Source organism: Gluconacetobacter sp. (assembly GCF_047721585.1).
Lineage (GTDB): Bacteria > Pseudomonadota > Alphaproteobacteria > Acetobacterales > Acetobacteraceae > Gluconacetobacter > Gluconacetobacter dulcium.
The window spans coordinates 1-24,007 of the sequence record NZ_JBDNXE010000060.1; the positions used below are offsets into that span (position 1 = coordinate 1).

22 protein-coding genes and 1 tRNA gene are annotated in these 24,007 nt (G+C 47.7%); 11 read left to right on the plus strand and 12 right to left on the minus strand.

Translation table 11 applies throughout. From position 1 onward, the window contains the following. Window positions 1-50: 50 nt before the first annotated feature. From ABF821_RS12090 to hsdR, 5 genes are all read right to left on the minus strand, one after another. Window positions 51-521, minus strand: a complete 471-nt coding sequence (locus ABF821_RS12090; RefSeq protein ID WP_415530138.1) for a winged helix-turn-helix domain-containing protein — start codon at window positions 519-521, stop codon at window positions 51-53. 8 nt (window positions 522-529) lie between these two features. Beyond that, window positions 530-742 (minus strand): hypothetical protein, encoded by a 213-nt coding sequence (locus ABF821_RS12095; protein ID WP_415530139.1) that lies wholly within the window; start codon window positions 740-742, stop codon window positions 530-532. 139 nt (window positions 743-881) lie between these two features. Beyond that, window positions 882-2,162, minus strand: a complete 1,281-nt coding sequence (locus ABF821_RS12100; protein ID WP_415530158.1) for a restriction endonuclease subunit S — start codon at window positions 2,160-2,162, stop codon at window positions 882-884. Beyond that, the gene (locus tag ABF821_RS12105) at window positions 2,162-3,640 is read right to left on the minus strand and encodes an N-6 DNA methylase (RefSeq protein WP_415530140.1); all 1,479 of its coding nucleotides are present in this window, start codon (window positions 3,638-3,640) and stop codon (window positions 2,162-2,164) included. Before ABF821_RS12105 ends, ABF821_RS12100 begins: the two co-directional genes overlap by 1 nt. 17 nt (window positions 3,641-3,657) lie before the next feature. Beyond that, on the minus strand, window positions 3,658-7,065 hold the full coding sequence (hsdR, locus tag ABF821_RS12110) for a type I restriction-modification system endonuclease (protein ID WP_415530141.1): 3,408 nt from the start codon (window positions 7,063-7,065) through the stop codon (window positions 3,658-3,660). A gap of 1,021 nt (window positions 7,066-8,086) precedes the next feature. Here hsdR and ABF821_RS12115 point away from each other — a divergent pair. From ABF821_RS12115 to ABF821_RS12125, 3 genes are all read left to right on the plus strand, one after another. After that, window positions 8,087-8,323 (plus strand): hypothetical protein, encoded by a 237-nt coding sequence (locus tag ABF821_RS12115; RefSeq protein WP_415530142.1) that lies wholly within the window; start codon window positions 8,087-8,089, stop codon window positions 8,321-8,323. Continuing rightward, window positions 8,289-8,606: a hypothetical protein gene (locus ABF821_RS12120; RefSeq protein WP_415530143.1), complete on the plus strand. Its 318-nt coding sequence runs from the start codon at window positions 8,289-8,291 to the stop codon at window positions 8,604-8,606. Before ABF821_RS12115 ends, ABF821_RS12120 begins: the two co-directional genes overlap by 35 nt. Before the next feature lie 340 nt (window positions 8,607-8,946). Then, on the plus strand, window positions 8,947-9,288 hold the full coding sequence (locus ABF821_RS12125) for a hypothetical protein (RefSeq protein WP_086613349.1): 342 nt from the start codon (window positions 8,947-8,949) through the stop codon (window positions 9,286-9,288). A gap of 8 nt (window positions 9,289-9,296) precedes the next feature. Here the strand turns inward: ABF821_RS12125 and ABF821_RS12130 are convergent, their stop codons facing one another. The 3 genes from ABF821_RS12130 to ABF821_RS12140 form a co-directional block, all read right to left on the minus strand. Continuing rightward, window positions 9,297-10,406 (minus strand): integrase, encoded by a 1,110-nt coding sequence (locus tag ABF821_RS12130; protein WP_415530144.1) that lies wholly within the window; start codon window positions 10,404-10,406, stop codon window positions 9,297-9,299. A gap of 533 nt (window positions 10,407-10,939) precedes the next feature. Continuing rightward, window positions 10,940-11,344, minus strand: a complete 405-nt coding sequence (locus tag ABF821_RS12135; protein ID WP_415530145.1) for a hypothetical protein — start codon at window positions 11,342-11,344, stop codon at window positions 10,940-10,942. A 147-nt stretch (window positions 11,345-11,491) separates the two neighbouring features. Continuing rightward, the gene (locus tag ABF821_RS12140) at window positions 11,492-12,088 is read right to left on the minus strand and encodes a hypothetical protein (protein WP_415530146.1); all 597 of its coding nucleotides are present in this window, start codon (window positions 12,086-12,088) and stop codon (window positions 11,492-11,494) included. Window positions 12,089-12,430: 342 nt separating this feature from the next. Here ABF821_RS12140 and ABF821_RS12145 point away from each other — a divergent pair, with 342 nt between their 5' ends. The 6 genes from ABF821_RS12145 to ABF821_RS12170 all read left to right on the plus strand — a co-directional run bounded on the left by ABF821_RS12145 (window position 12,431) and on the right by ABF821_RS12170 (window position 19,263). Further along, entirely contained in the window at window positions 12,431-13,807 is a 1,377-nt protein-coding gene (locus ABF821_RS12145) for a hypothetical protein (RefSeq protein ID WP_415530147.1), read from the plus strand. 465 nt (window positions 13,808-14,272) lie between these two features. After that, entirely contained in the window at window positions 14,273-15,049 is a 777-nt protein-coding gene (locus ABF821_RS12150; protein ID WP_415530148.1) for a DUF4760 domain-containing protein, read from the plus strand. Between the two features lie 819 nt (window positions 15,050-15,868). Continuing rightward, complete coding sequence (locus ABF821_RS12155; RefSeq protein WP_415530149.1) at window positions 15,869-16,300, plus strand: hypothetical protein; 432 nt, start codon at window positions 15,869-15,871, stop codon at window positions 16,298-16,300. Between the two features lie 74 nt (window positions 16,301-16,374). Next, window positions 16,375-16,794: a hypothetical protein gene (locus tag ABF821_RS12160; RefSeq protein WP_415530150.1), complete on the plus strand. Its 420-nt coding sequence runs from the start codon at window positions 16,375-16,377 to the stop codon at window positions 16,792-16,794. A gap of 316 nt (window positions 16,795-17,110) precedes the next feature. Then, entirely contained in the window at window positions 17,111-17,494 is a 384-nt protein-coding gene (locus tag ABF821_RS12165; protein ID WP_415530151.1) for a hypothetical protein, read from the plus strand. Further along, entirely contained in the window at window positions 17,494-19,263 is a 1,770-nt protein-coding gene (locus ABF821_RS12170) for a hypothetical protein (protein WP_415530152.1), read from the plus strand. Before ABF821_RS12165 ends, ABF821_RS12170 begins: the two co-directional genes overlap by 1 nt. 67 nt (window positions 19,264-19,330) lie before the next feature. Here the strand turns inward: ABF821_RS12170 and ABF821_RS12175 are convergent, their stop codons facing one another. Continuing rightward, window positions 19,331-19,510 (minus strand): Flp family type IVb pilin, encoded by a 180-nt coding sequence (locus ABF821_RS12175; protein ID WP_415530153.1) that lies wholly within the window; start codon window positions 19,508-19,510, stop codon window positions 19,331-19,333. Window positions 19,511-19,724: 214 nt separating this feature from the next. Next, window positions 19,725-20,387, minus strand: coding sequence for a Flp family type IVb pilin (locus ABF821_RS12180; RefSeq protein WP_415530154.1), 663 nt, complete (start codon window positions 20,385-20,387; stop codon window positions 19,725-19,727). Window positions 20,388-20,593: 206 nt separating this feature from the next. On the opposite strand from ABF821_RS12180, the gene ABF821_RS12185 reads away from it, so the two are divergent. Both ABF821_RS12185 and ABF821_RS12190 read left to right on the plus strand, forming a co-directional pair. Then, on the plus strand, window positions 20,594-21,139 hold the full coding sequence (locus ABF821_RS12185; protein ID WP_415530155.1) for a hypothetical protein: 546 nt from the start codon (window positions 20,594-20,596) through the stop codon (window positions 21,137-21,139). Further along, window positions 21,136-21,762: a recombinase family protein gene (locus ABF821_RS12190; RefSeq protein ID WP_415530156.1), complete on the plus strand. Its 627-nt coding sequence runs from the start codon at window positions 21,136-21,138 to the stop codon at window positions 21,760-21,762. Before ABF821_RS12185 ends, ABF821_RS12190 begins: the two co-directional genes overlap by 4 nt. Here the strand turns inward: ABF821_RS12190 and ABF821_RS12195 are convergent. Further along, window positions 21,755-23,293: a DUF6538 domain-containing protein gene (locus ABF821_RS12195; protein WP_415530157.1), complete on the minus strand. Its 1,539-nt coding sequence runs from the start codon at window positions 23,291-23,293 to the stop codon at window positions 21,755-21,757. The two genes, ABF821_RS12190 and ABF821_RS12195, sit on opposite strands and share 8 nt — an antisense overlap. A gap of 90 nt (window positions 23,294-23,383) precedes the next feature. After that, a tRNA-Glu gene (locus tag ABF821_RS12200) sits at window positions 23,384-23,459 on the minus strand. Window positions 23,460-24,007: the final 548 nt, after the last annotated feature.

Below are 24,007 nucleotides of genomic sequence, written 5' to 3' on the forward strand. Positions count from 1 at the left end.
AATCCTTCTTACCTCTCGGGTCGTTCCGTCTCCACAAAACCCGGGGCAATTCAGTCCGAGCGGAGTTCGGACATCAGTTCCGTATGGGCGGACTCAATACGTTCTTCGGGCGTCTGGCTTTCTGTCACGGTAGCGGCAGCCGTCACTGACATGGTTGCCTGTTCGCCGGTCCCAGCCGGTTTGTTCCCGACGAAACTGACAAACGATGGATACTGCGCAAGCATGGCGCGTGTAATGGTGGCGGGGTTGGAGGCAAGAAGGTCTCTGCCTGTCGGGGTGATTGTGAACTGCCCGCGTGCGGGAGAAGAAAGCAGGCCCGCCTTCATCAGATAGGTTCTGGCCCAGTGAACGCGGTTCGGGAGCAATTTTTGCGTGCCGCTGGGAAGTAATGCGGCCCGGTCTTCCGGTGTTAATGCAAACTCGTCCGCAATCACTTCGGCAACTTCCGGTACGCGACGAATGCCCGTGGCGGCGAGGCGTAGGACAGGCAACATGAGAGACTGGTAATCAGGAACGGCCATGGGCTGGATCAAACCTCGTATTCACATTCGGCGGGCGTGAGCCCAAGTTCGTTCTGATACTGCCATTTGAACTCGTCACAATAAATGATGCTCCAATCCGGCAATTCTGTTTTCAGGGCGCGGGCGATATCAAGGCCGGAAGCAGTAAAGCCCTCCAGATCGAAAGGCGCACGCTTTTCCCGAGGCAAAAAGTCTTCATAATCACTTGCCCAGTTTCCCATGCTTTCAAGCGTGCCTTGAGAGCATCCGTAATCGGCATATCTTCGTAAAACAACAGATCGCCCGCGCTGTCCCATAGGCAGTTTGTCAGATCCCCGCCCATGGTAAGATATTTGTCTGGCGGGAGCAGTGGCTCTCCGGTCATGCCTTGCGTCTCCGCTTCGGTTTGGGAGCCGCTGCACGTTCGGCCCGGATCCGGTCGAGCAGGACGCTGGCGGGTTCGTCATTCGGGTCCTGCGGGACGAGTTCGCCCCGAAAGGCGTTGGCGAGCAAGGAGGCTTCGAGGCGGTCGAGGAGGGCAAGAGCACGATCAATTTCTATTCGCTTTTTAGAAAGGCGATCACGACATAAATTCAAATATTTCACGGTGGCGTCTTGTAATAGGCGGCTCGGGAGCGGGCATAAAAAATTGCCAATTTTTGATATGCTCAGAGTATGGAGGCCCGATGTTGACGAAGCGGATGTCTCGATATATTTCCGCCCCGGAGAGGATTCCAAAAAAAACAACAAGAAATCCGATGACATTGATTCATATGGGCGAATTCTAATTAGATGATTCTGGTGTGTGCACCCGTCAATTTCGCCATTCCATCGTGCTGCCCTGCCTACCTGATCGATACTCCCATTTCCTTCAACGATTAAAAGATCGTTTCTTTCTAGTTTGGTTTTTTTGTATTCTTTTTCCGAGCATCCTATTTCAGCTACATCGCTTAAACGCAGTTCATTGGCATAAACGTTTGCAACACGGAGATATGGAACCTGCAATGGAAGAGAAGAACGCTTGGTGTTTTTGGTAAGTCCTCCCGTAATTTGAGCTATCTGCTTTAAAGGTACATTGTCACACTTAAACTTCTGAAAAGACTGATTGATTACCGATTTCCATGCCCTAAAAGAAAGTGTTCTAACACGCTCCAACTCTGCCCGGGCGCGGGCGATGCGGGTGGTCAGGCTGTTCAGTTTGGCGACGATGCGGCGTTGTTCGGCAAGTGGGGGTAGAAGAACATGAATTTTTTTTACGTCATTTTTATTGAATCCATTTTGAGCCGATCTAGAGATTTCTTTTAATGGTTCCTGAAAATGCGTGCTCTCAAGAAATTTCTTTACCCATTTTCTATCTATTTTATTAGAATCGAATATCATTTTCACTAATGCGACATTATATGCGCCGGCTTTTCCAGATAGAATTTTCCCAACACTTGCTCCATAACGGCCTATCATAATATCTTCAGCGGAGCATTTGGGCCATTTAGACAAGTCTTTTATATAAACGGCTTTTTCGTCGCTTTCAAAATCTCGAATTTGTAGCAAGCGAACATAATTGTGTTTTTTCTCACTAGAAAAATCTGACTTTGGCGGTTGCGAACCTCCTTTGAAATCAAATATTTCCTCAAAATCTGCTTTCGCCCATCCCTTCGGCAACATCACTCCGCTGCCTCCGCGTCAGCATCTACCGCACCGCCCTCAAGCTCCGCCATCAGCGCCGCGACCTCCTCCAGCGCGGCTTTCAAATGGCCTTCGATAGCGGCTGCGATATCCTCCGGGGTTTCCAGCCCGTCTTCGACCTGATCGGTCGTGTCTTTCAGCCAGGTAATATCGAGATTATCGCCTCTTGCCGCGATCTCCTCGCGTGTGAAGCGACGGAAGCGGCCTTCCTCGCCCTGATCCTTGCGTTTGGCGCGTCCATTACGGTCTGAGCCGAAGGCTTTGACAAACTCATCAAGATCGCGGGTTTGGAATGGATTGGTCTTGCCATAGGATGGTGCGCCGGAACGGGCATCGTAGATCCAGACGGCTTTCGTGGCGCCCTTGACCGGCGCTTCGTCTTCCGAGCGGGTAAAGAACAGCACGTTGGTTTTCACGCCCTGCGCGTAGAAGATGCCGACGGGCAGACGCAAAATCGTGTGCAGGTTACACCAGTTCATCAGGCGCTGGCGCAACGCCTTACCCCGTCCGTCATCAAAGAGCACGTTATCGGGTATGATCACGGCGGCGCGGCCACCCGGCTTCAGAGCGCGGATGCAGTGCTCCACAAAGGGAAGCTGGTAGGAGGACACGGTAGAGGTTATCGTCAGATCATCACGCGTCGGCGGACCACCGGCAGGGCCGAAAGGCGGGTTGGTCAGGATCAGATCGACATTTTTGAACTGGGGCCGTGCCCCTGTCGGGCTGAGGGTATCGCCGAGCACGACATTGTTTGGGTCGATACTGTGCAGATAGAGGTTCATCAGTAACAGGCGGTAGGTGTCGGGGACGTTTTCGATGCTGCGTAAAGCATCCTGAATCTGGAATGCCTGTTGCTTGGGAGACAGGGTGAAATAATCGTCTGTCTCCGCCTTCATGTGCAAATTGGCGGCAATCAGGAAACCGCCAGTGCCGCAGGCCGGGTCTTCGATGATCTCGCCCGCTTCCGGCTGCATCAGACGGACCATGACATCGATCAGGGCGCGAGGCGTGAAATACTGCCCAGCGCCGCGTTTGGTCTCTTCCGCCATACGCTGGAGGAGACCTTCATAGGCATCGCCGAAGGAATCCCGCTCTTCCGTGAACCAGTGCAGTTCGTCGATGGCATTGATAAGTTTTCGCAGGTTCGCCGGATTGCGCACGATGGTCGCGGCATTCTGGAAAATGGAGACGATGGCGCGGTCAGAAACCTTTTCCCCGTCTCCAAGGTCGATCAGGGCTTGCCGATAGAGTTTGAGAACTTCGGTTTCGTTGGCGGTTTTCAGGGTTTTCCAGCGGTATTGCGGGGGAATGCGTGATTCGTCTTTCTGCTCGGACGCCATTTTCAGAAAGAGCAGATAGGTGAGTTCCGTGACGTATTGCTGGTAGGTGACGCCATCTTTGCGGAGCAGGGCGCAGAGGCGCCAGAGTTTGTTCACTAGATCGGCAGCGGGATTCATACGTCAGATACTTCCTGTTACGCGGCTCGGCCTCCCTCTGATCCGTCGGACCAGATGGCAGCATTGAGATCCTTCAATACATCACCAAGGCCAGAATCAAAGGTCTGGTTGATCACGTCAAAGCCGCCCTGCTGTGCAAACAGCGGATCGGACAAAAGAGCGGGATCGCCCACGGGCTGGTCTTTCAGGGCACGACCGATACGGTTCAGCCATTGGGTCTGTTTCGGCGTCCAGTTTCGGGACGCCAGAATTTTCTGCACACCATTTTCCACGCGGGTAGCATAAGGCACCAATGGGTCGCCCAGAGCGGCCTGGCGTACGAAGCCCAGAATGTGGGCGGCAATGTCGGCATTGCGTGCGGTGCCGTAAGCGCGGCGAAGACTGGCTTCGGAAAAGCCGTTTTCATCCAGTGCGGTCGCGAGATCCTTGAGGTCCTGCCGTGTGAGGTCGCGCGGCTTTTGCGTTGCCGCGATCAGCGCGGGCAGCGCGTTCATGTTGGCGCGGATATAGGTCTCGAAGCTTTCGATGTAATCGGCTGGACTGGCCTGCTTGCCGAATGTGTCGGTGATGGAGACAAGCTCGTCTTCGTGTTCCGAGATATAGATACCGTTCGGGCGCGGGCGGCTTCCCGCATGGTCGAGCAGGGTCACAAGCGATGGGTGCTGGGCAAACAGGTCTGCCATTGCCGAGGGGGGTGCGTCACGCAACTGATCAGGCAGATCGGTCAGGGGGCCGAGCACGGCTTCAAGCGGTGCCGCATATTCGGGGGCGATGTGACGGACGCGCTGGCGCAGTTTGACGACAATCTGATCGCGGACCCAGGCGCGGTCTTCATCCGTGGTGGCGCGGTTCAGGTCGCCCAGCAGGGTTGCGAAGCTGAGGGAAGGATTGACCACCACGGGCTTCATGTCCGTGACGGATTGCAGGTTAGCGTAAATATCGACCGCGTCGAAAATACGGAAATATTCCTTGCCAATCTCATCGCATCGGCGTGTGGCGCGTCCGATCATCTGGTCATACAGAATACGGCTGTTGACGCGCCGTACAAAGACGAGATTGACGATGGAGGGGATGTCGATCCCCGTAGTGAGCAGGTCGACTGTGACGACGTATTTCGGACGTGGGTCACTGCGGAAGATCTTGATGCGTTCGTTCGGACGGTCCACCTCGCCGGTGATCTTCTCAACCATATCATGCGGCTGGGGGCCATATTCTTCCGCCAGCGCGGCGCGGAGAGCATTGACCAGAATATCGGCGTGCGTATCGCGGGCCGCGAAAATCAGCGTCTTGCCGGGCTTATCCGGCGGGCATTCTAGGGCGATGGCTGTGGCGACCGCACGGTTGAAGGGTTCGGTATGGACCTTCTTGTTAAACTCGGCGACCTCGAAATCGACCTCGTCTTCAAGATCGAAGAGATCGACCTGATTAGTCCGGGAGTCCACGACGGCAACTTCCTCGCCCGCGTCAAAATGGATACCCGTCTGGCTGAGGGCTGTCGTGATACGACGCGGTGGCCGATGGTCGATAAGATGCCCTGCGATGACGGCCTGCCGATAACTATAGTGAAAGACCGGGGGGCCGAAAATCTCTCTTGTATGGAGGGCCGGTGTTGCTGTCAGGGCAATCTGGGTGGCATCGAAGTAATCAATTACGCGGCGATAGGCGGACAGGTAATCGTCCAGATTGCGGAAACCAAGATCGTCTTCTCGCAGTTCGGCATCCAGCACATAGCCACGATGCGCTTCATCAACGATGATGAGATCATAGCTGCCAGGTGTAGGATGCTGGCCATCGGGGTTATCAAAGAGACGGCGGATCATGGCCTGCACGGTGGAAACCTGCACACGGTCCTCAAGGTCGGGAATGGCCTTCTCCATGCCGGCAATCGGAAAGATCTTGTCGAATTTGAGCAGGCTGGCGGTTTCAGTGTTGCTCATGGAATCCAGCGCCTGAATTCCAAGGGCTTTCCGGTCGACCAGAAAGAGAATACGCCGGAACCGCTGGGCGCGGAGAAGTTCGTACATCAGCGCAATCGCGAGGCGGGTTTTGCCTGTTCCGGTCGCCATGGCGATGAGGAGACGGCGCTGACCGTTGGCTATCGCTGCCTCGACGGCATGAATTGCTTTAATCTGATAGTCACGCAGGCCTGTAACACCTAACTGGCGGTCGGCATCTACCAGATCAGCAGGGCTGAACTTCTGCTCCAGTTTTGCGGTCAGATCACGCGGGGAAAACCAGTCCATCAAGGCACGTTGGGGTTCCCCGGTACGGGCGTCCCAAAACCAGATACCCGAGAGGGTTTCCAGTTTTTTGAAATAGGGGCGGCCATTGGTCGCGAATATGAACGGAACGCGAAATGCTGTGGCATCGTCTGATGGCGTGAAAGTCAGTTTTTGTTCGGGAGTGAGGGTAATATCCCGACCATATCGTCTGGACTGTCCGAGGCGTTCTGCAACGTTCTTGATCGTGCGTTTGGCTTCGATGACGCCGACAGCCTGACCGTCAATAAAAAGCGCATAATCGACGCGACCGCTTTCGGTCGGCCATTCCGCGATGGCAATCGCCTGTCCGGCCTCCGGGCGCGTGCCTTTGGCATGACGGAGCGTCTTGCTATCCACTTCCCAGCCTGCGGCACGAAGCTGCGCATCAATCAGCACGCGCGTAGTTGCCTCGTCGATCTCCAGTTCCTGCGCTTTCTGATCGGCCATCTGTGCCAGATCTGAAAGTTCTGCCACAGGCGAGGCGACGGCCTGAGCCTGCACCTGCGCCAGAGTGCGTTCGGCTGTTTGACGTTCCCGGTCCGCCTCGGCGGCATAGTTTTCCCAGAATGCGCGGTCTTCAGCTTCCTTGGCTGCGCGTTCCCGGAGGGTTGTCTGTGCAGCGATGGCTTCCTGCGCGGCCATTCGGGCTTTGGCCTCGGCATCCGCACTTTCGGAGACAGCTTTGCGAAGTGCTTCGATTTCCTCACGCAGAGCCGGTGTCGCGTCTTCCGGCGACTGGGGCGGGACGAACGGTCCGGCGTGGAAATTGGGGGCCTGATTGTAAACCTGATGGAACCAGATGCCGATCAGCCGGGCCATTTTAAGCGCTTCAAGCGCTTCAGAACGTGTGCCTGCGTTTTCATGGACCGCTGTATTGCCGACACGCTTAATATGAAAAAACAGGTCGGCAATCTGACGTTGCAGTAATCCGCGCCTTTGAAGGACTCGAAGGACATCGTCAAAGGTAGCGCGCGTGTCGGGTAGTTCACCATGCCTGGCGGCGATGTCTTTGGCCGTCAGTTCAGCGAACTGTCTCGTTTTGATGAGAGATGTTGACGGATCGAGAAGAAAGAAATGTTCGGCGAGCCGACCCAGTTTGGCCAGTTCTGGCGCGTCTTTTGCCAGAAAGGCAAAATTGCCAGTTTGTTCCACCATCTCCTTCATTCGTCAGGCCTTTATCGCGATCCCATCCGCAAAAATAGTCTCTGTCATAAAGTAGATATAGTCAAACCGAACATCGTGTGACGGTGACTGCATAATCGGATATGTTGTCCTCCTTGGGCAGCAAACGCCCTTCACGGCAGCGCGCCATGCCTTTCCATAGCCTCGACAATGCCATCGCCAATCTGAGCAGGCGGCCCATGAAAGCCTGTGTATTGATCGGCGGACTACAAAGTTATTCTCAAAATATCCACAGACTTATCAACGTAGGAAAAACACTCAAAATAGGCTGTGTTTTTAGTCATATTTATTCCGGCCTCGAAACTCTAAGTTATTGATATTCCTCAATACTGAAAACCGCCTTTTGGGATTTAATCCCAAAAGTACCCTTTTTTACAACAGTGTTCGGTTTTTTGTGGTACAAAACACACGGCCATACTGCGGTAATAATAACACACCAGCCCAGACACCCTAAAATGCGCCAGATCGCACCCTAAGGCAATCTACATGACTCTGTCGTCCCCTATACAGGGCTACAACAAGACGCAACGGACGCTCCGCACATCCACCACCGAAAACTCCCGCACACCATCATAGCCTCAAAAAAACAGCCTCTCCGTCCATATATGCCTTTACACTTCCCCAGATTCACCTTCTTGCCGGCAGAATTTTCCCAAGAGACGCCCGATACCCCCCTTTCATCTTCCCTACGCCCCATTTTCCCGGTTTGGAGGGCACGCTACCGCAATTTCATACGCACCCTTTGGATGCATATGAAATCGCTACGCTTTTTCTCTTTTCTTCTTTCCTCTATCGCCGAATAAATTTGGCTCCCTTTTCGATGCGACACCGTAACACGCCACACCCCCCTCCAACCACGCGGGGGCAAAAAAAGGCACTTGCCCTGTATTTCATGTACCAAATCCGGAAAAAAAAGTGACGGTTTTTTACCCCCCTCTTTTTTCTTCCCAACGGCAGTGCGCGAAGTTTCCCCCCAAAAAGCAGACTTATCCACAGCCCTGAGATGCAGGAATTGCTGGTGCTTTCAGGTCTGATTCGGACTGTTTATTACTGCGGCGAGGGCTGTAAGTTCATCGACCGGGACATGCTGCCTTTGTTCGAAGCCGTTTCATGGCCAGTCGTGGAACCGGAAGAGCAGGAAAGGCAGGACGCGGTGAAGTCGGTGCGGATCAATATGGCGGCCCGTCTGCGCAGCATGTGGTCGTATGGAAATCGATCTCCATCAGCCGATTATGGCTGACCTCGGGGCGGAGAAGGCGGACCTGACACTGCGCAGGCGAAGTGCTGCCTGCTTTATCGAGGTCATTGGTTCTTGTGGACCCAACCGCATTACCCGGAACGACCACGAGTTGCGGGGATTGGAGCGCTTCGAGCGGCGTGAAGCCTTCTATCGCCGTGTTGGCATCACCCCAGTCTGCATCTTTCTCGACCTTCTGGCGCGTCCGGAAGACCTGAAGGCACTCTGCCAGTCTCTGGTGGACCGGATCGCTGACGACGGGCGTGACAGAGAGATGTCGCTCTAAGGACAAGGACCGATGTCTGAGGCGTGGGGTGACCGGAAGCGGAACTCCCGCGCCAGGAATGGTAGCGCACGACATCCGTTTTGGTATCCGGAGTGGAGCCAAACGGTGTCAGAAATTGCGAAAAAACCGTCTTGCTGTTTCAGGAAGGTCTCATACCCTGAACAGACCAGTGGAAGTGGTGGTTGATTCGATGTTCAGGCTCCAGCCATCGGTTGAGGCCAGTTTCTCATCGAGGAGGCTGAGGGAATGTTCAATACAAGAGTGGATAAATGGAATCTGGGAAGTGCGTTCTGCCAGCGCATATCTCTGACCATATCCTCAAAACAGGACGGAATGTGCTATGTCTTCAGGTAAAAGTATAGTTCCTGAAAGAGAGTTTCGTGGCCTGCTGCGTTACTCTGACGCAGCGGCATACATTGGTCTTGCAGAAGGGACGCTACGGAACCAGCATGAAGAGCTGGGAATCCAGTCTGTGAAAATCGGTCGCGTGCGGTGTTTTCCGGTGGCGGCGCTTGATGATTTTATTGAGCGGAAGATTCTGGAAACAGAGAGAAAGCAGATCCGGAAAAAGCGTCGGGGTCGCGGGGAGAGTCTGGTCTTTGGTCCGGATTTTAGTTTCTGGCTTGTGATAGCAGCACTCCTTCTTATGGCTCTGATCAGGCTGTCATTTCTGACAGCCTGACGGAAACGCTAGTCCTTGTCGGCAAAGTTGCGTTTCTCATACGCGATTGCTTTGGCGGCCAGATCTTCCGTGTGAGGCTGGTAGTACCTGTCCAGGGACTTGATATCTTTGTGACCTGTCACGCGACGAAGTTCGAGTGGGTTGGTGTAAATCCGTGCGAGGCGGCTTGTCGCCTCATGCCGAAGGTCATGGAAGGTGAGGTCCCGAAGGCCAGCTTTCTTCGTCATACGTCCGAACCGGACCGAAAAAGCATCTTTGCTACCAATATCAAAGACGAGATCTCCGGGCCGGGCGGATTTGCGTTGTGCCTGAAGGGACCGAAGCAGGCGGGCGGCTCCGGGTGTCAGAGGACGGATTTCCGGGCCACGCTCCATAGCACGATGCATGGTCTTCATTTTTCCCAAGGACAAGGCATAACGATCAAAGTCAATGTCACGCCAACGGAGTGTCAGGGCTTCCTCCCGTCGGGTGCCTTGTTCAATGGCGAATTGGACGAATATGGCATCGTCCGACCAAGGGGACAGTGCCATGGCTTCCAGAAGGCGGTCGTATTCATCACCAATGAGACGACGGTTGCGTTTCTTGTCTGCGCCAGTGGGTCGCTTGACCGCCGTTGCGGCAGCCGGGTTTTTTGAGAAAGGCAGGTTCCACTCTGCGATCGCATGCTGGCAGATCGCAGCGAGCAGGTTGAGGCGTTTGACCACCGTCGCAGCGCTGTATTTCTCAGCCAGCCGATCCCGGAACCCACGGACTGCTGTGGAGGTCAGATCGACCAATGCAAGCTGCGCGATCTCGTCCTGAAGAATAGCGGGGATGTGACCTTTGCGATCATTCTCCCGGGTCTGCATCTCTTCGCGCACATAACGGTCGACCAGTTCATGGACGGTCTGGCGTTCTAGTGGTCGCGTGTCTTCAAACTGTCCGAGTTCCAGTTTAGCGGACGTCGTGTCCAGCCAGCGGCGGGCGAGTTTGGCCGTGGAGAAGGTTTGATGGATCCGCTCGCCGCCCGTGATGCGCTTGCGGGCCCGATACTGGCCCTTGCCGCGATACTCCACGCCTGCGGGGAGGGGGCGACCCGTTGCGGGGTCAATTTTAGCAGAAGAGATTTGGTCTTTCATGGTGAGCCTCGCTTGGGCCCAGCATAGCCTATTCATGGGCCCATTGGGACCATGTGCTTATCGTCTTTTTTGGCGATGGGCCCGAGGTGGGCCCAAAAGCAGTCAATCATTCCGCGACCACAACGCTAAGTCATTGGAAAAATTGGTATCCCGTACGGGAGCTTTTTTACCAAAACCTACAACATATTGATTTTTATAAACAAAAAATCACAAAATCTTGTTTTTTAGTCACTGTGTTACACATATGTAGCACAGGTATTTTTAACTGGCAAAGCTTAAGACTTAAAAATTTTGCATAGGTGCATAATCCTGCGTATGTGTAATTTTGTATCTAAAAAGCGACCTATGACGTATGGTAACAGAATGACAAAGCGTAATAACACTGAGGGATGTCAGGTTCCTTCCGAATCAACCACCTCGACACTTAATGACCTTCTGGCTCGTTTTGACCCTGAACAGCATAAGCATGAATTGCTCATGGATGATGAACCAATGGGACAGGAAACCATCTAATCACGTCCGAAAATTTTTTGTCAGACGTTACCTCTCTTGGCTGATGTTATGCACTTCCTGACCAGCATGGTTGCCTGCTTCTTCATTCTGTCAGGAGGTTCAATTCCCATTCCCTGAAGACGTTCTAGCAAAGCCAGAACAGCAGAGGCATCCTCTGCACTGACAGCAGGTTTTCCATTGGTAGCGACCAAGGCTTTGCCTGCATTTCTGTCCTGTCTGATTTTTTCCAGAATAGCCAGTGTCAGCCATTCTCCGGCTTTCATGCCCTGCTTCTGGCTCTGTGTAATGACAGCTTGCCGGACATCAGCAGAAATCCCCCTGATACCCCATGTTTTCGTAGTGTCTTCCATATGTTCCTTCCCTGTTAAATAGCCCTGTCCAACCAGTATGACAGGAACACAGGCAAGAAAGACTGGCTGTTCCACGTAATGGTTCAACAGCCAGTTAAACTTAGGTAATCCGATTGTAAAAGATATATTCCTTTAGAAGGAACTAACTAAGAAAGAGATGTAAGTAACCTGTATTCTGACTCATCATTGATTTCAATTTTGTAGATTAAATTTCATTTATAATTAATTTAAACCGGGAGGGGTTATGGAATACCATTGAGGTTTTTTTGAAATATCTTGTGCCAGACAATAAGCAAATTCATAACGATTTATATCCGTTAGAAATCCTTCTCCATTAACAGAAAACGTCTCTCTATCAGTTTCTAATAATATTTTTCCGGATTTTCTTAACCCAGAAACCACTTTTGATATCAAGTCGTCAGTAAGAGTTATTCGTAAAATATGGAGTCTTTGTATGGCAGAAAAAGGTTGTTTTTCTAATATTTTATCAACGTCATCTACCCCTGTTTTAATATGTACAGATAATATCTCACCAGTCCTATCTTCCATTTCATCTTCTCTCAAAGTCAAAAGCCATGCATGAGAAATTGCCCTAGTCGGAGATGTTGAAATATTGATAGTCTGCTTATCAGTGGTCTTTTGAATATTGCAGTTTACATCTGTAATGCGGTTATCAAGAAGGACATCATTATAACTCTGATATACAACCCAAGGGCCATCAGATGTAAGTGCCTGCACCGAGATGCCTTCTGAAAATGCTTTCTCATTCAGGGAAAATATCAATAAAAACAAGATGTTAAGGATCAGAGCATATTTCATCTTATAGTATCCATAATTTTCTGGGATAATATTATATCGAATAATCTATTTTTGTGAAATTTTACTTCTGTAGGTTAGCCTCATATTCGAATGTATAAAAAGTCTATATAGCATGTAAAAATCAATAATAAAAAATTTTATTTGAGTTTTTTAAATAAATATGCTTTAATAAAAAAAGCCAGATGCAATAACATCTGACTTTCATAACCACGATGGAGGAAGACCCCCAAAAACACTTACTACGTTTTATTAAGTTGATTATGTAATATTTAAATGAATTAGTCAAGTAAAAAATGTTGTTTTTGGTAATTTTTCTCCATCATATTTAAGGAGAAAAATTTTATGGGCGCAATTTTAAAGAAAGACATTTATACAGATCCAAGTGAAGACAGAATATTACCCTATAACGGGCAAGCCTTTTTTACTCTCAATCGTATCAATAATGGGCATATGACCCAGAAAGCCTACAGGCTGGATCAGCTTGAGTTTGTCCTGTCCCATATTGCCAATGACAGAGATACCTACATGGCTCAGGGCTTCTTTTCCAGACCATGCAGACGTGCCCTGTTCATAGAAACCATGACCCATGCCTATGTGGATATCGACTGCTACAAAACAGAGTTCTTTCCCGACTGGATGACCAGACAGCAGAAGGTGCAAAGCATCCTCTCCTATTGTGATGACAATCTCATCCCTGTTCCTTCTGCCATTATCTCATCAGGGCGTGGCATCTATCTCAAATGGTATTGGACCTCACCTATCCCCAGAGAAGCTGTAGGACGTGCTGTAGCCCTCAACAAACAGCTTGTGTCCCTGTTTGCCCCTCTTGGGGCAGACCCGGCCTGTGTGGACGTATCCAGAATCCTGCGTGTTGTGGGAACCCTAAACAGCAAGAACAACCAGCCAGTGGAACTATTGCATCAGACTGACAGGGATGGTCACGCCATCACCTATGTCTTTGATGATTTTGCAGACGAGGTTCTGCCCTATTCCCTGGAGCAGATACGCGAATGGAGGGAAGCCCAGAAAGAACGCTATGAAGCCAAGGGACAGGTCATCCATCTGGCACGTGAGAAAGCCAGGGAAAGGCTCAAAGCTGGCAACCGCAAGGCATTCAACAGGTTTGACTGGTGCTGGCGTGTTGTTGAGGACATCAGGACCATTGCTGACAAAAAATATGGGGGTGTCATTCCCTATTGTGAGGAATCCGGGCATGTGGCTGGCCCTGACATGTATGCCCATATCGGGGCTTCCATGCTTGGCAACATCATCCCATCCCAACAGCTATGGCCGGAAATCAAAACATGGGCTGGTCTTATCCTTCCAGCATCCTATGTGAATGACAAAAGGAACCTGCTGGCTCATTCTTCCTCTCTGCTCAAGAAAGCGAAGCAGGTTGCCAATATGACGGAAGAAGAACGCAAAAGGAACGAGGAGGCCGGGATTCATCGTAAAGGGGCTTATCGCTACAAAACACAGACCATTATCGACAGGCTTGGCATTACCTCTGATGACATGCAAAATTTCAATCTCAAGGTGTTAATCGACAAGGACGAGAAACGCAGGAGAGACAGGGAAAACACCATGCACAAACGCAGAGAGGCAGGTGTTATGGAGCGTATGGAATGGTTAGGAAAAAACAATTTATATCGCACTAAACCATGGGTTACATTAGGTGTCTCTCGCGCAACTTACTATCGCAATTTCTCCCAAAAATAAATTCGTCACAAATGTGTAAACACAAAATTGACATTTTGAAATTTGACAAATTTGTCATTTCCAGTATAATAATAATGTGAAACAATTACTTTTCTATATGTTTCACAAATAAGATAAAACTAACCTTATGTAGAAATATCCGAAACTGCAAGATGGAGAACAGTATGATGATGTGTCATGAAGATATCCCAGGAGGTTAACATAAGGCTTAAGTGTTAATTCCACACACTAACAGTCCTAAGTTTTTGGAATTGTTCTCAGTTCCACAGGAAAACGAACTAAGTAGCGTAGAAATACTCAAAACTTCAAGATGGAGAGCACTATGATGACGTATCATGAGGATATCCCTGGAGGTTAACACAAGGCTTAAGTGTTAATTTTTACGTTAAGTACGCCTGAGTATAAGGGAGGGTGGATCGTTGCATCTACCCTCTTTATTTGTGAGGAAATATGTCTAGATTTAACATGGAAGATAGAAAGAAAATTTTATCCGAATTCATATCGGGGAAATTGGACATAAAAACAAGATATAACCTAAATGATACAGAATATTTTAATTATAAGTACGTATCAAATAAAATTCTTGACGATGGTAGCAGGATTCTCAATAATTTTAATTGCCGCGAAAAAGAAAAAATAAAAGTGGCCAGTAGAAAAATTTCATATTTTAGCTATATTACTATTTTTTTATTAGTGATATTTTTTGGAGTTGACTGTTTTTTTATTGTAGAGAAATTACAAACGTCTTGCTCTCTTACAGACTGCACCCCTTTCATTACTGTCGCTGCTGCCATCATCGCTGGCATCATGGCCGCTATTGGCTGGCTAATTTCATCTAACGTTTCGCATCGAAACTCCCAAATACAACATACTATTAATCTTATTGGCACTCGATTTTCAAATGCTGAGTTTTCAAAACATCTTGCGAAAATAAATCAAAAATTTGGAAACGAAGCACATCCAATTATTACGATGAGTTGCATCGAAACGGCTCAAGCATCGCCTGATGAAAAAGATAGAGAATCTGTTCAATCTGTTAAATATATTTTGAACTATTTTGAATTTATTGCGATCTGTGTCTTCTCTGGGGAAATTAATTATGATTTTGTAAAGAGTTCTTTGCGAGGTAATTTACTCTACTATTATAATAAATTTCAACCATACATAAGAGAAATACGAATAAATAAACCATCAGCCTTACAAAATTACATAAAATTAGTGTCCTATATGACTGATGCGTAATATCAGTTATTAATGAGACAGGTGTGTCCCTACATATAATCTGCGTAGCCCTGTGATTAATCGCTTTGCGGGTTTCCAATAATTTTTATACATAGAAACCTTACAACCAGCAAAACGCACATCCTAGAAAGCAGTGGATTAAAGCGTTTTGCTCAGAAACCAAAAAAACTAATAGCGGAACAGAGTGTAGCGATAAAAAGGAAAAGCTACAAAAGAAACTGTCTCACGCTTGAAAAGAATAAAAAAGGGCAATGAACGAAGTGAAGCCCTCTTCCGGTAGGTAAGTAGGTTTAATCTTAGGTCCCATAGGACAGGGGGGTCTGGGGGGATTTTTTTGATTTTTTGACCAAAGTATCGATTTGGCTTTTTTGTGATACTGGTCTGTCCCTACATATAATCGCACATTCAGTGGTAAACGCGCAGAATTGCCACGTTATGACCGTTTGACCCTTCAGGCATATAATCCTACCCCCTGAAGGTGTTTTATTGTTCCATGTGTCTTATTCCATGTTTTTCATACTATCCCGCGTGATGGATATACCGAGATTATACCAGAACCGTGGCTTTCTCTGGTTTTTGGGATGTTTTTCCTTTTTCTCCCCATTCATCAACAGTATTTTATGTTGAATGACACACTGTTTTTTCCTTTCATAGTCAACACAAAATCCTGTTGACCATTCCATAAAAAACATAACAACCATTCAACATTAATAATAAAATACGATATTTATAAATATAGATTAATATTATACTTGCATTTATGTTTAATATTATGTTAATATTTAAAAATACAGCAACATAATTTAAAGGAGGACTATTATGGCAAAAGCCAAAAAAGCATTATTTACATCATTTGGTCTGCTCAATTTTCAGGAACGAAAGGTGCTGAATGAAGGCAATGCGTTTTTTGAAGCAACACCAGAGGGAGGCAAGTCTGACAAGACCTTTTGCGTCACGTTGGATGATGGGAAGCAGATGTATTGCTATGTAGGCAATGACAAACTGACTTTTTACAAAGCCAATCTGGATGGCACGGACAAGCAATGGCTGTTCAATATTTTCCCTGATGGTGGCATTTTTTCTGCTCAGTCCATGGAAAACAAAAAGCGAAGAAAAGAGAAAGCCAAGGCTCAGGAGCAGAAAACACAGCAGACTGATGCTCAGAAACCGGAACGCAGGACTTTGACACTCCCAAAGGCTCCACACAGGAAAGCCCCTGTTGTCGTGGAAATCACAAAAAAGAAACGCTGATTTTCTTACCCCCAACCATTAAAACAGAAAAAATTCACAAGGAGTTTTCAGCCATTTTATAAGGAGATTTTAATATGCAATTTCGATTATTAGACAATAAAGGCACACCCAAATGGGAAATCAGTCGTTGGACATACAACCCTGAAAAGAAGCGAGCCATCAAGGAAACCCTTGGCTCTTTCCCCTGCCGTTATTCCATGGTTTCAAGTGCCATTCTGGATAAATGCACCGCGCAGGAAAAAGCAGAGGTTCTGGAATGGTGGCGTGTCACCAGTGAAGCCGTAAACAGGGAACGTGTCAGAAGACAGATTACAACCCTTCCTTCCATCTTCCAGGACCTTGGCACCTTACTGGATGTTATCCAGGACAATCCTGAAGACCTCGCAGAACTCAAAAACCATGCCTATGCGTTCAAGGATGCTGTCAGTAAGGTTGTTCGCAGGAAGTCACGCCAACAGAAAAATCAGGAAACAGTCAACAGCGTTCCCGCTTGACCATTCCTTATGTTTTCCCCTTCATAGTCAACAGGGTTTTATGTTGACTATTCCCCTATTTTTGTAAAATTACATCAACACAAAATTATGCTTTCGTGTTCGCATTGGTAACACATTTTATGTAAAGCACCTGTATTTTACCTGTAAAATACCTTTTCTTCTTATTGTCTTTTTTCTCATCTTGTTTGCCATCCCTTTTGTTATCTTTTGATTATAGCCAGGCATACCGAGTATCCGCGTTGCTACACTCGGTAATCTGGCAAGGGGGAAAATACTTTTCCCCCGTTGACCCCCATTTAAGCAGGAGACCCATTTCATGAGTGAAAAAAGAAAACTGAACCATTCCCTTTTAGTCCGTCTGGATGATGACCTGTATGATAGGATAACAGAACAGGCCAGACAGCAGGATGTGACTGCAAACAGTCTTGTTCGTCGCACCATGGCTGACACATTATCCTACCCATTGCCTCCAAAGCAGAGCGTTAAAGCCTTTGCTCCTCCCAAGCCGGAATACATCAAGGAACTCTACAGGCTCAGGGAAAGCACGGCTGAACTGTGTGGAGCATTGGTTCAATATGCCATCAGGACACGTCAGGAGGGTCATGCCATGGCTCATGCTGAAGCAGAGACCCTTATCCCTGATGTGCGTGATGCTGTGCGTAATTTGGACAGGCTCCGCAAGAAGCTTGAAGGAAAATAATGATTAGCGGGGCTACGCGTGGCAAGGGTGGCTCAGGGTTATGGCGTCACCTTCTGGACTACAAGCGTCAGAATGATGCTGTCATGGTTGGTGCATCACGTGGGTTGATTGAAACGGGCACCAAAGACCAGATTAAGGAACTGACCAGTATTGGCCGTTATGCCAGCCATTCCAAACCTCTCCACCATGTTCATGCAGACCCCGCACAAGGCTGGACATCAGACCAATGGGCTGATTTCTGGCAGGATTACGAAAAAGAATTTTCTCTCCAGAAACAGCCCTTCACTGAAGTTGTGCATGTCAAACATGGCAGGGAACATAAGCACAGGGTTTATTCCCTTCTGCTTCCATCTGGCTCCTGTATCCGAATGGATAACGATTTCATCAGACGTGAGAAGCTGAATCGACTGGCAGAAATACGCACAGGAGAACCTATCCTGTCCGGCAGGCATAATGATGCGGTTATCAAGGCTCTGGATGCAGAGGGCAAAAAAGCAGAAGCCCAATTACTCAGGGATGCAGGACAGGAAGGAACACGCACCAGAGGGAAACTGAAGCCCCAGGAACGTGCCCAACAGGAACGCACCCATGTTGATAAAGCTGGATTGGCTTTAATCACTCTCAAAGGCTGGAAGGGCTATAACCCGGATGTTCTCAAGGAGCAGTTAAAGGCTCATGGCTGTTATCTGGCTATGGGGGATAAGGGGCCGGTTGTCATAGACCAGACGGGCAATGTTCATGCGCTGAACAGGCTGGTCAACATGGCCTCCAAAGCAGAGGGGAAACCTCTGAAAATCACAGCAAAACAGGCTGTGGACTACGTCAGGGGGTATGACCTCCCATTGTATGCAGACATTCAGAAGAAAGGAAAAATGAATGACAGAACACTTCCAGAACTCGGAACAGGACAAGAGAATTTCTTTATACCAGCAGACCTACCAGGAAGCCTATGGAGCGAACAGGAACACACAGGACATTCTCGACCTGATGAGCAACCAGGCAGGAGACAGACCCTCACCCATCGACCAGATACAGCAGTTACTCGAAACCATCGCACAGCAACAGGTTCAAATCCTGTCATCACAGGGGAAAATTTTGCAAAGACTATCAGCACTGGAAAGCTGAACAGAAGTGTCATCCACGTTGCCAGTCTATCCCATATTGTTCTTATTACCCCGGATTATATCAGGGATATCAAAGCCAGATTGAAAGAGGCAAAACAGGAAGACTGGTATTTTTATCGCAGGGCCTATCAGAACCTTAAAGACCAGCGATACTGGCTTGACCAATGGAACAACAGCATTGACAGCAACATCCTGCTTTTGCTGGTGGAACTATTTCTAAGCCTGTTTTTTGGTGGCTCTGTGACCATCAGGAACAAGCCTTATCCTGTTGCCATTAATTTTGGGCTTCCTGCTCCTATCAGTGATACGACATGGAACATGATGAGCGATGACCAGCAGGACGAAGTGCTGTTCCAGAGCTATCTTTTATACACAAAATCCTATGAAAATTATAAAAAGCTTCATGAGAAACAGGACAGGATTCCTGTCACGTTTGAGTCTTTCCTGAACCTGCATGGAAAAGACTTTTTGACACGAATGATTTCCAAAAATGTAGATTATCTGGAAGACAAATTAACAAACTGGAAGAACAGGAAAATGGATGCGGAAAATGCGAAAATTCTCCAACAGACCAATGAAGCCATGACATGGATGAAACAGACTAATTCAGACGTTGCAAACCATGGAAACACTTTGAAGATGTGATGTGAAACCCATAAAAAAAGGAACCTCGAAAGGTTCCCCGTTAAAGCCCTGTGATTGATTCTGTGGATTAACCAGCAGATGAAGCTTCAGCCAATGTCGTGCCAACATTAGTGAACACATCTTTTAAGTTTGTCCCGACTGTAGAGACAGCAGCAATAATTGCTACAGAAATCAAGGCAGCAATCAGACCATATTCGATAGCGGTTGCCCCGACTTCATTTTTGCGTGATTTAATTAAAGTTTTCATATGAAAAAATCCTCCAAATATTAATATTGAACATCACATACTTATGATGCCTTAACTATATAATAATAAATGTATTTGCTAATATGCAATAAAATCGAACTTTTTATAATTTATTTTCTTGACATTATCATTTTGTTGTTAAATAATAATTTTATGTTGTAGCGACATAAGTGACCACCAAACCCCCTCCTAAAAGCGGTTTGGTGGTTTTTTATTATGAACCTTTCATTAGTTGTTTTGTCATTGTGTTATCCTCACTATTGATATTATATACATGACCACTTTGTGTTGTGACTTCTATTGAAGAAGAATGATAATTTCCCGTTTCAATAGCATTTTTCCCGTTGATCTGGTTTTCAATACCTTCAGAAGCTTTTTGCCAAGACGTTATAGGTTGATTAGTTGATTTATCATAAAGACCAAATACATGTGTAATTTGATCATTTGGATTTTTCTCATTGTAATCATTCATTAAGGATAAGGCATTTTTTGGATTAATAAATGACCATATATCGGAATTACTATTTCCTCCCAAACTTCTATCTAAATAACTATCATCGAAATCATCCACCAAAGATTTTTTCAAATTATCCATGTCATCTTCTGTTGCAATGGAAGTTTCTGAACCATTCCCTCCATTTCCAGTATTACTATTTCCTGAACCAGTAGAACTTCCACTTCCACCTGTCTCTTTTGAACTACCACCAGAACATTCACCAGACCCACCAAGATGTTTGGATATTGTGCAATAGGTGTTTGATAAATTCACGCCAACTGCGGACATGCCACTAACAGCCAAAACACCAATCAAAGAGGCTAGAAGCCCATATTCTATGGCTGTTGCACCAATCTCATTTTTTACCTTTGTTAAAATCATGATTTAAAATCCTCCAATGTATATATACAAAAATTATTATATTATACATTGATGAATAATTTCGAAATATAGGCTGTTTCAAAAACTTGACTTTTTGAATACACATCCCTTAACATGAATATACAAAGGGAAAATCGTATTCAATATTGTATATTCAAAAGTATTTTAGAAAATAATCCCTGATTAACAATTTAAGGAGACATTTTATGAGTGAAATTACATTCCGCACAGGAAACCTGACCGTCCATCATATTTTTTCCCCTGTTGAGGGGTTTGATGACATCGCACCAGGATATGTCAAAGACTACAGGACATTCCTGCAATCATCTAAAATTACAAAGACAATGCAGGAAGCCTATATTTCCGCGTTGCGTGAATTCCCGACATATCCCAAAAGCAACAAGCTTGAAGGCACGATAGAAGAACAAGCCTATAAATTATTGGATTTATATCATTCTGATACCATCCAGAATATTCTGGATGTGCTGGCTCCACAGATTATTGAAAAATATGGCAAAGACCAGTTACCCGTTTTCATAGTGGCTTTTCTGGAAGGTGTTTTACGGGACATTGAAATAATAAAGGGAGATGGCAAAAATCGCCTGTCCTATTTCAATCGTGACCTTGATTGTAGCTGTGCTTCTATCCTGAAGAGCTACTTGCCTGATGATTATGCATTGGGAGATTATCTGGCCCGCTATTTCCTTGCGGACAGAGTGACAGCCCTGCACGTCTTTGGAGGTGTGCAATGATTTATGGTTACGCACGTGTCAGCACTAGAGACCAGTCCACTGATATGCAGGTCAGTCGTTTACTGGAAGCCGGGATTCCCAAAGAAAGAATTTTTATGGATGTCATTTCCGGTGCAACAGAAGACAGAGCACAGTTAAACAGTTTGCTGAACCTGTTGAACAAGGGGGATGTTCTGACAGTCTGGAAGGTGGACAGGCTTGGAAGACGAACAGCCCATCTGGCAAGGCTTTTAGAAGAGTTCGACCAGAAAGGAATAACAGTCAGAAGTCTGACAGAAGGGGTTGATACGTCAGACAGGTCAAGCCGTGTCAGTTATCTGCTGATGTCTGTCATTGCCCAGAATGAACGCGAGACGATTAATGAGCGCATCAGAAGTGGCATAGACCATGCCCAGAAATATGGAACGAAAACAGGTCGTCCCATAGGCAGACCCAAAGCCAGTTCTGCCAAGGTGCAACATGCTCTGGACCTTTTAGCATCAGGGAAAAGCTACAGACATGCGTCTTACATTGCGGGTGTGTCTTTAGCCACATTGGTCAGACGTGTTCAGGCTATGCAACAGAAAAACCAGTTTACACGCCAGACCAGTATTTTTGAAACCATCAGGCAGGATGCTATTTAAGGAAGACCCCATTCCTGTCTGCCAGATGGTCAAGGAAAATGGGGTATTTCACCTTATCCAGAAAAGCCTGTGCTTCCCCTCTGGAAAGGTTGGAACCATAGCCAGCCCCAACAGAATCCGTTTCATGTCCAAAAATTTTATTGATGATTTCCATGTTCAGGTCAGAGGTTCTTAAAGCCTGTCTGAAGGTATGACGGAAGGAATAAGCCACAAGGCTTTTGTCTGTCAGTCCAATATCTTCAAGGTAACGGTTGATACGCTTTGACCATGATTCAGGCTTGATAACTTCCCCTTTGCGTGACTGCATTAACCCCAGACCAGCCTGGGCCTGTTTCTGGACATAGTGAAGAAAGCCAATTTTTCGCAGTTCTGGCAGGATGGGAATCAGACGGGGGCTGTTTCCTGTTTTTGTTCCTGTCTGGCGTAAATCCAGGCATGGAATACCTTCCAGGTCATAGAGTTTGGCAGGAACGTCAGAGATTTCCCCAATTCTGGCACCGGTCAGGGCAAGAACGCAGATAAACCAGAAGTCAGTCAGACGTTTTGTCTGGTGGCCGGGTCTGCTTTTGAAGTGCTTGCTATGGTAGCCAGAAAACAGGGGGCTGTTGAAAATCTGTTTCAGTTCATCATTGGTAAAAGCCCTGCGAACCTCTTCCTGTCTGGTCAGTTTTTCTTTCTGGGTCTTGGCTCTGGCTTTGACATCAGCGAAGCCTTTATCCTCAATCAGACCGGACTGGACGCACCATTTCAGAAAAAATTTTACTTCCCCAAGATGTCTGACAATCGTGCCATGACCCAATGTTCCCCCACGTAAGGAAGGCTTGTTTTTCAGCCAGTCCGCATAGGCTTTAATGTCCTGTTTGGTCAGGAGGTTCAGGGCTTTATTGCCAACAATTTCCTGAAACTGTGTGAAGGTAATGCGGTAGCTGACACGTGTTTTTTCTGTCTGTCCCGGATTATCATCATGGAAACGTTCAATCAGGTTTGTCCATGGTTCAGAGCATTCTGTGCTTGCTGATGGAGTAGGGAGGATAGAGGGCGCAGGGGGAGCCTGTGTTGCCAGTCCACCAAGGGAAATGGCTTTTTCCATCCCTTCCAGCATTCCCTGCTGTTTGGCCTGTTTCCACATATCTGCAAGGGTTGCTGTCATATCAGCACTCTCGCGGGCGTCCTGAGCTTCCTGTGTCTTGCGTTGCATGACAACGTTGAGCCAGTCGGAGAAATGTTTTTTGACGTTCTCTGGCATGGCTTCGATTTCTGAAGCGTGTTCATGCACAAAGGCTTTCATCTCATCAACAGGGATTTCCCTGTTGAAATAGGCTTGAAGCTTTTCTGCCAGTCTTTGTCTGAGTTCCATCCAGATACCATTGAACGCTGAAGCCAGTCCGAGAGCTTTTGCCCTTGCGACTGTTCTATCACTGGTTTTGAGGGAACGAACAATATGCTGACCAGCGACAGGGGAAAGGTCAGCAGGAACACGCAGTCTGAGATACCAGGTATGGTGTCGTCTCACCATGTAGGGTGTAGGCAAAATTGGCGTCCCTTATGTAACACAGACATGTTACACAGTGAGGGAAGACAAGTTTGATTTTTGCTGAAAAATCAATGCCTTATAGACGTATGGTATCCCGTACGGGATTCGAACCCGTGTTGCCGCCGTGAAAGGGCGGTGTCCTAGGCCTCTAGACGAACGGGACACAGAGGCGTTGTTGAGGCTCCGTCTAAAGGGGTTTTGCGGCAGCGTCAAGCCGTCTTTGTCAAATTTCTGCAAAATAAAGCGGTTAAAGGCAAAAAGAGAGGCTGCTTGGCGTTTTTCGGTGCTGGTGCAAGGTGCGCTTATGCCTCACGTTAGGGGTTTATATGGTGTGGTGGTAGAGCAAGCATGGCAGCAAAACGGCCTTATGGCGGGTTTAAAAGGGCAATGGGTCATGTTGTCTTGGTTACTTTGTGTCTGAGTGCGCCAAGCATGTGGGGTGGGGCTACAGGGCTGCCCCGTGCCTACGCGCATACAGGTGCGGAGCTTTGTGCCGGTAGGAGTATGCCGTCTACACGGGCCACTATGGCTTTGGCGCGCGAGCGGTCGGGCGTTTTAAACCCCGCTGGGGGGTGTAGGCGGGTAGGGGGGTATGCTCCATTTATGTGGCCTCCAGCTTTTGAGGGGCTTGCCAGCAAGCGCGTGCCGCGGCATTTCGCCAGTGCCAGTGCCAGTGCCAGTGCCAGTGCCAGTGCCAGTGCCAGTGCCAGT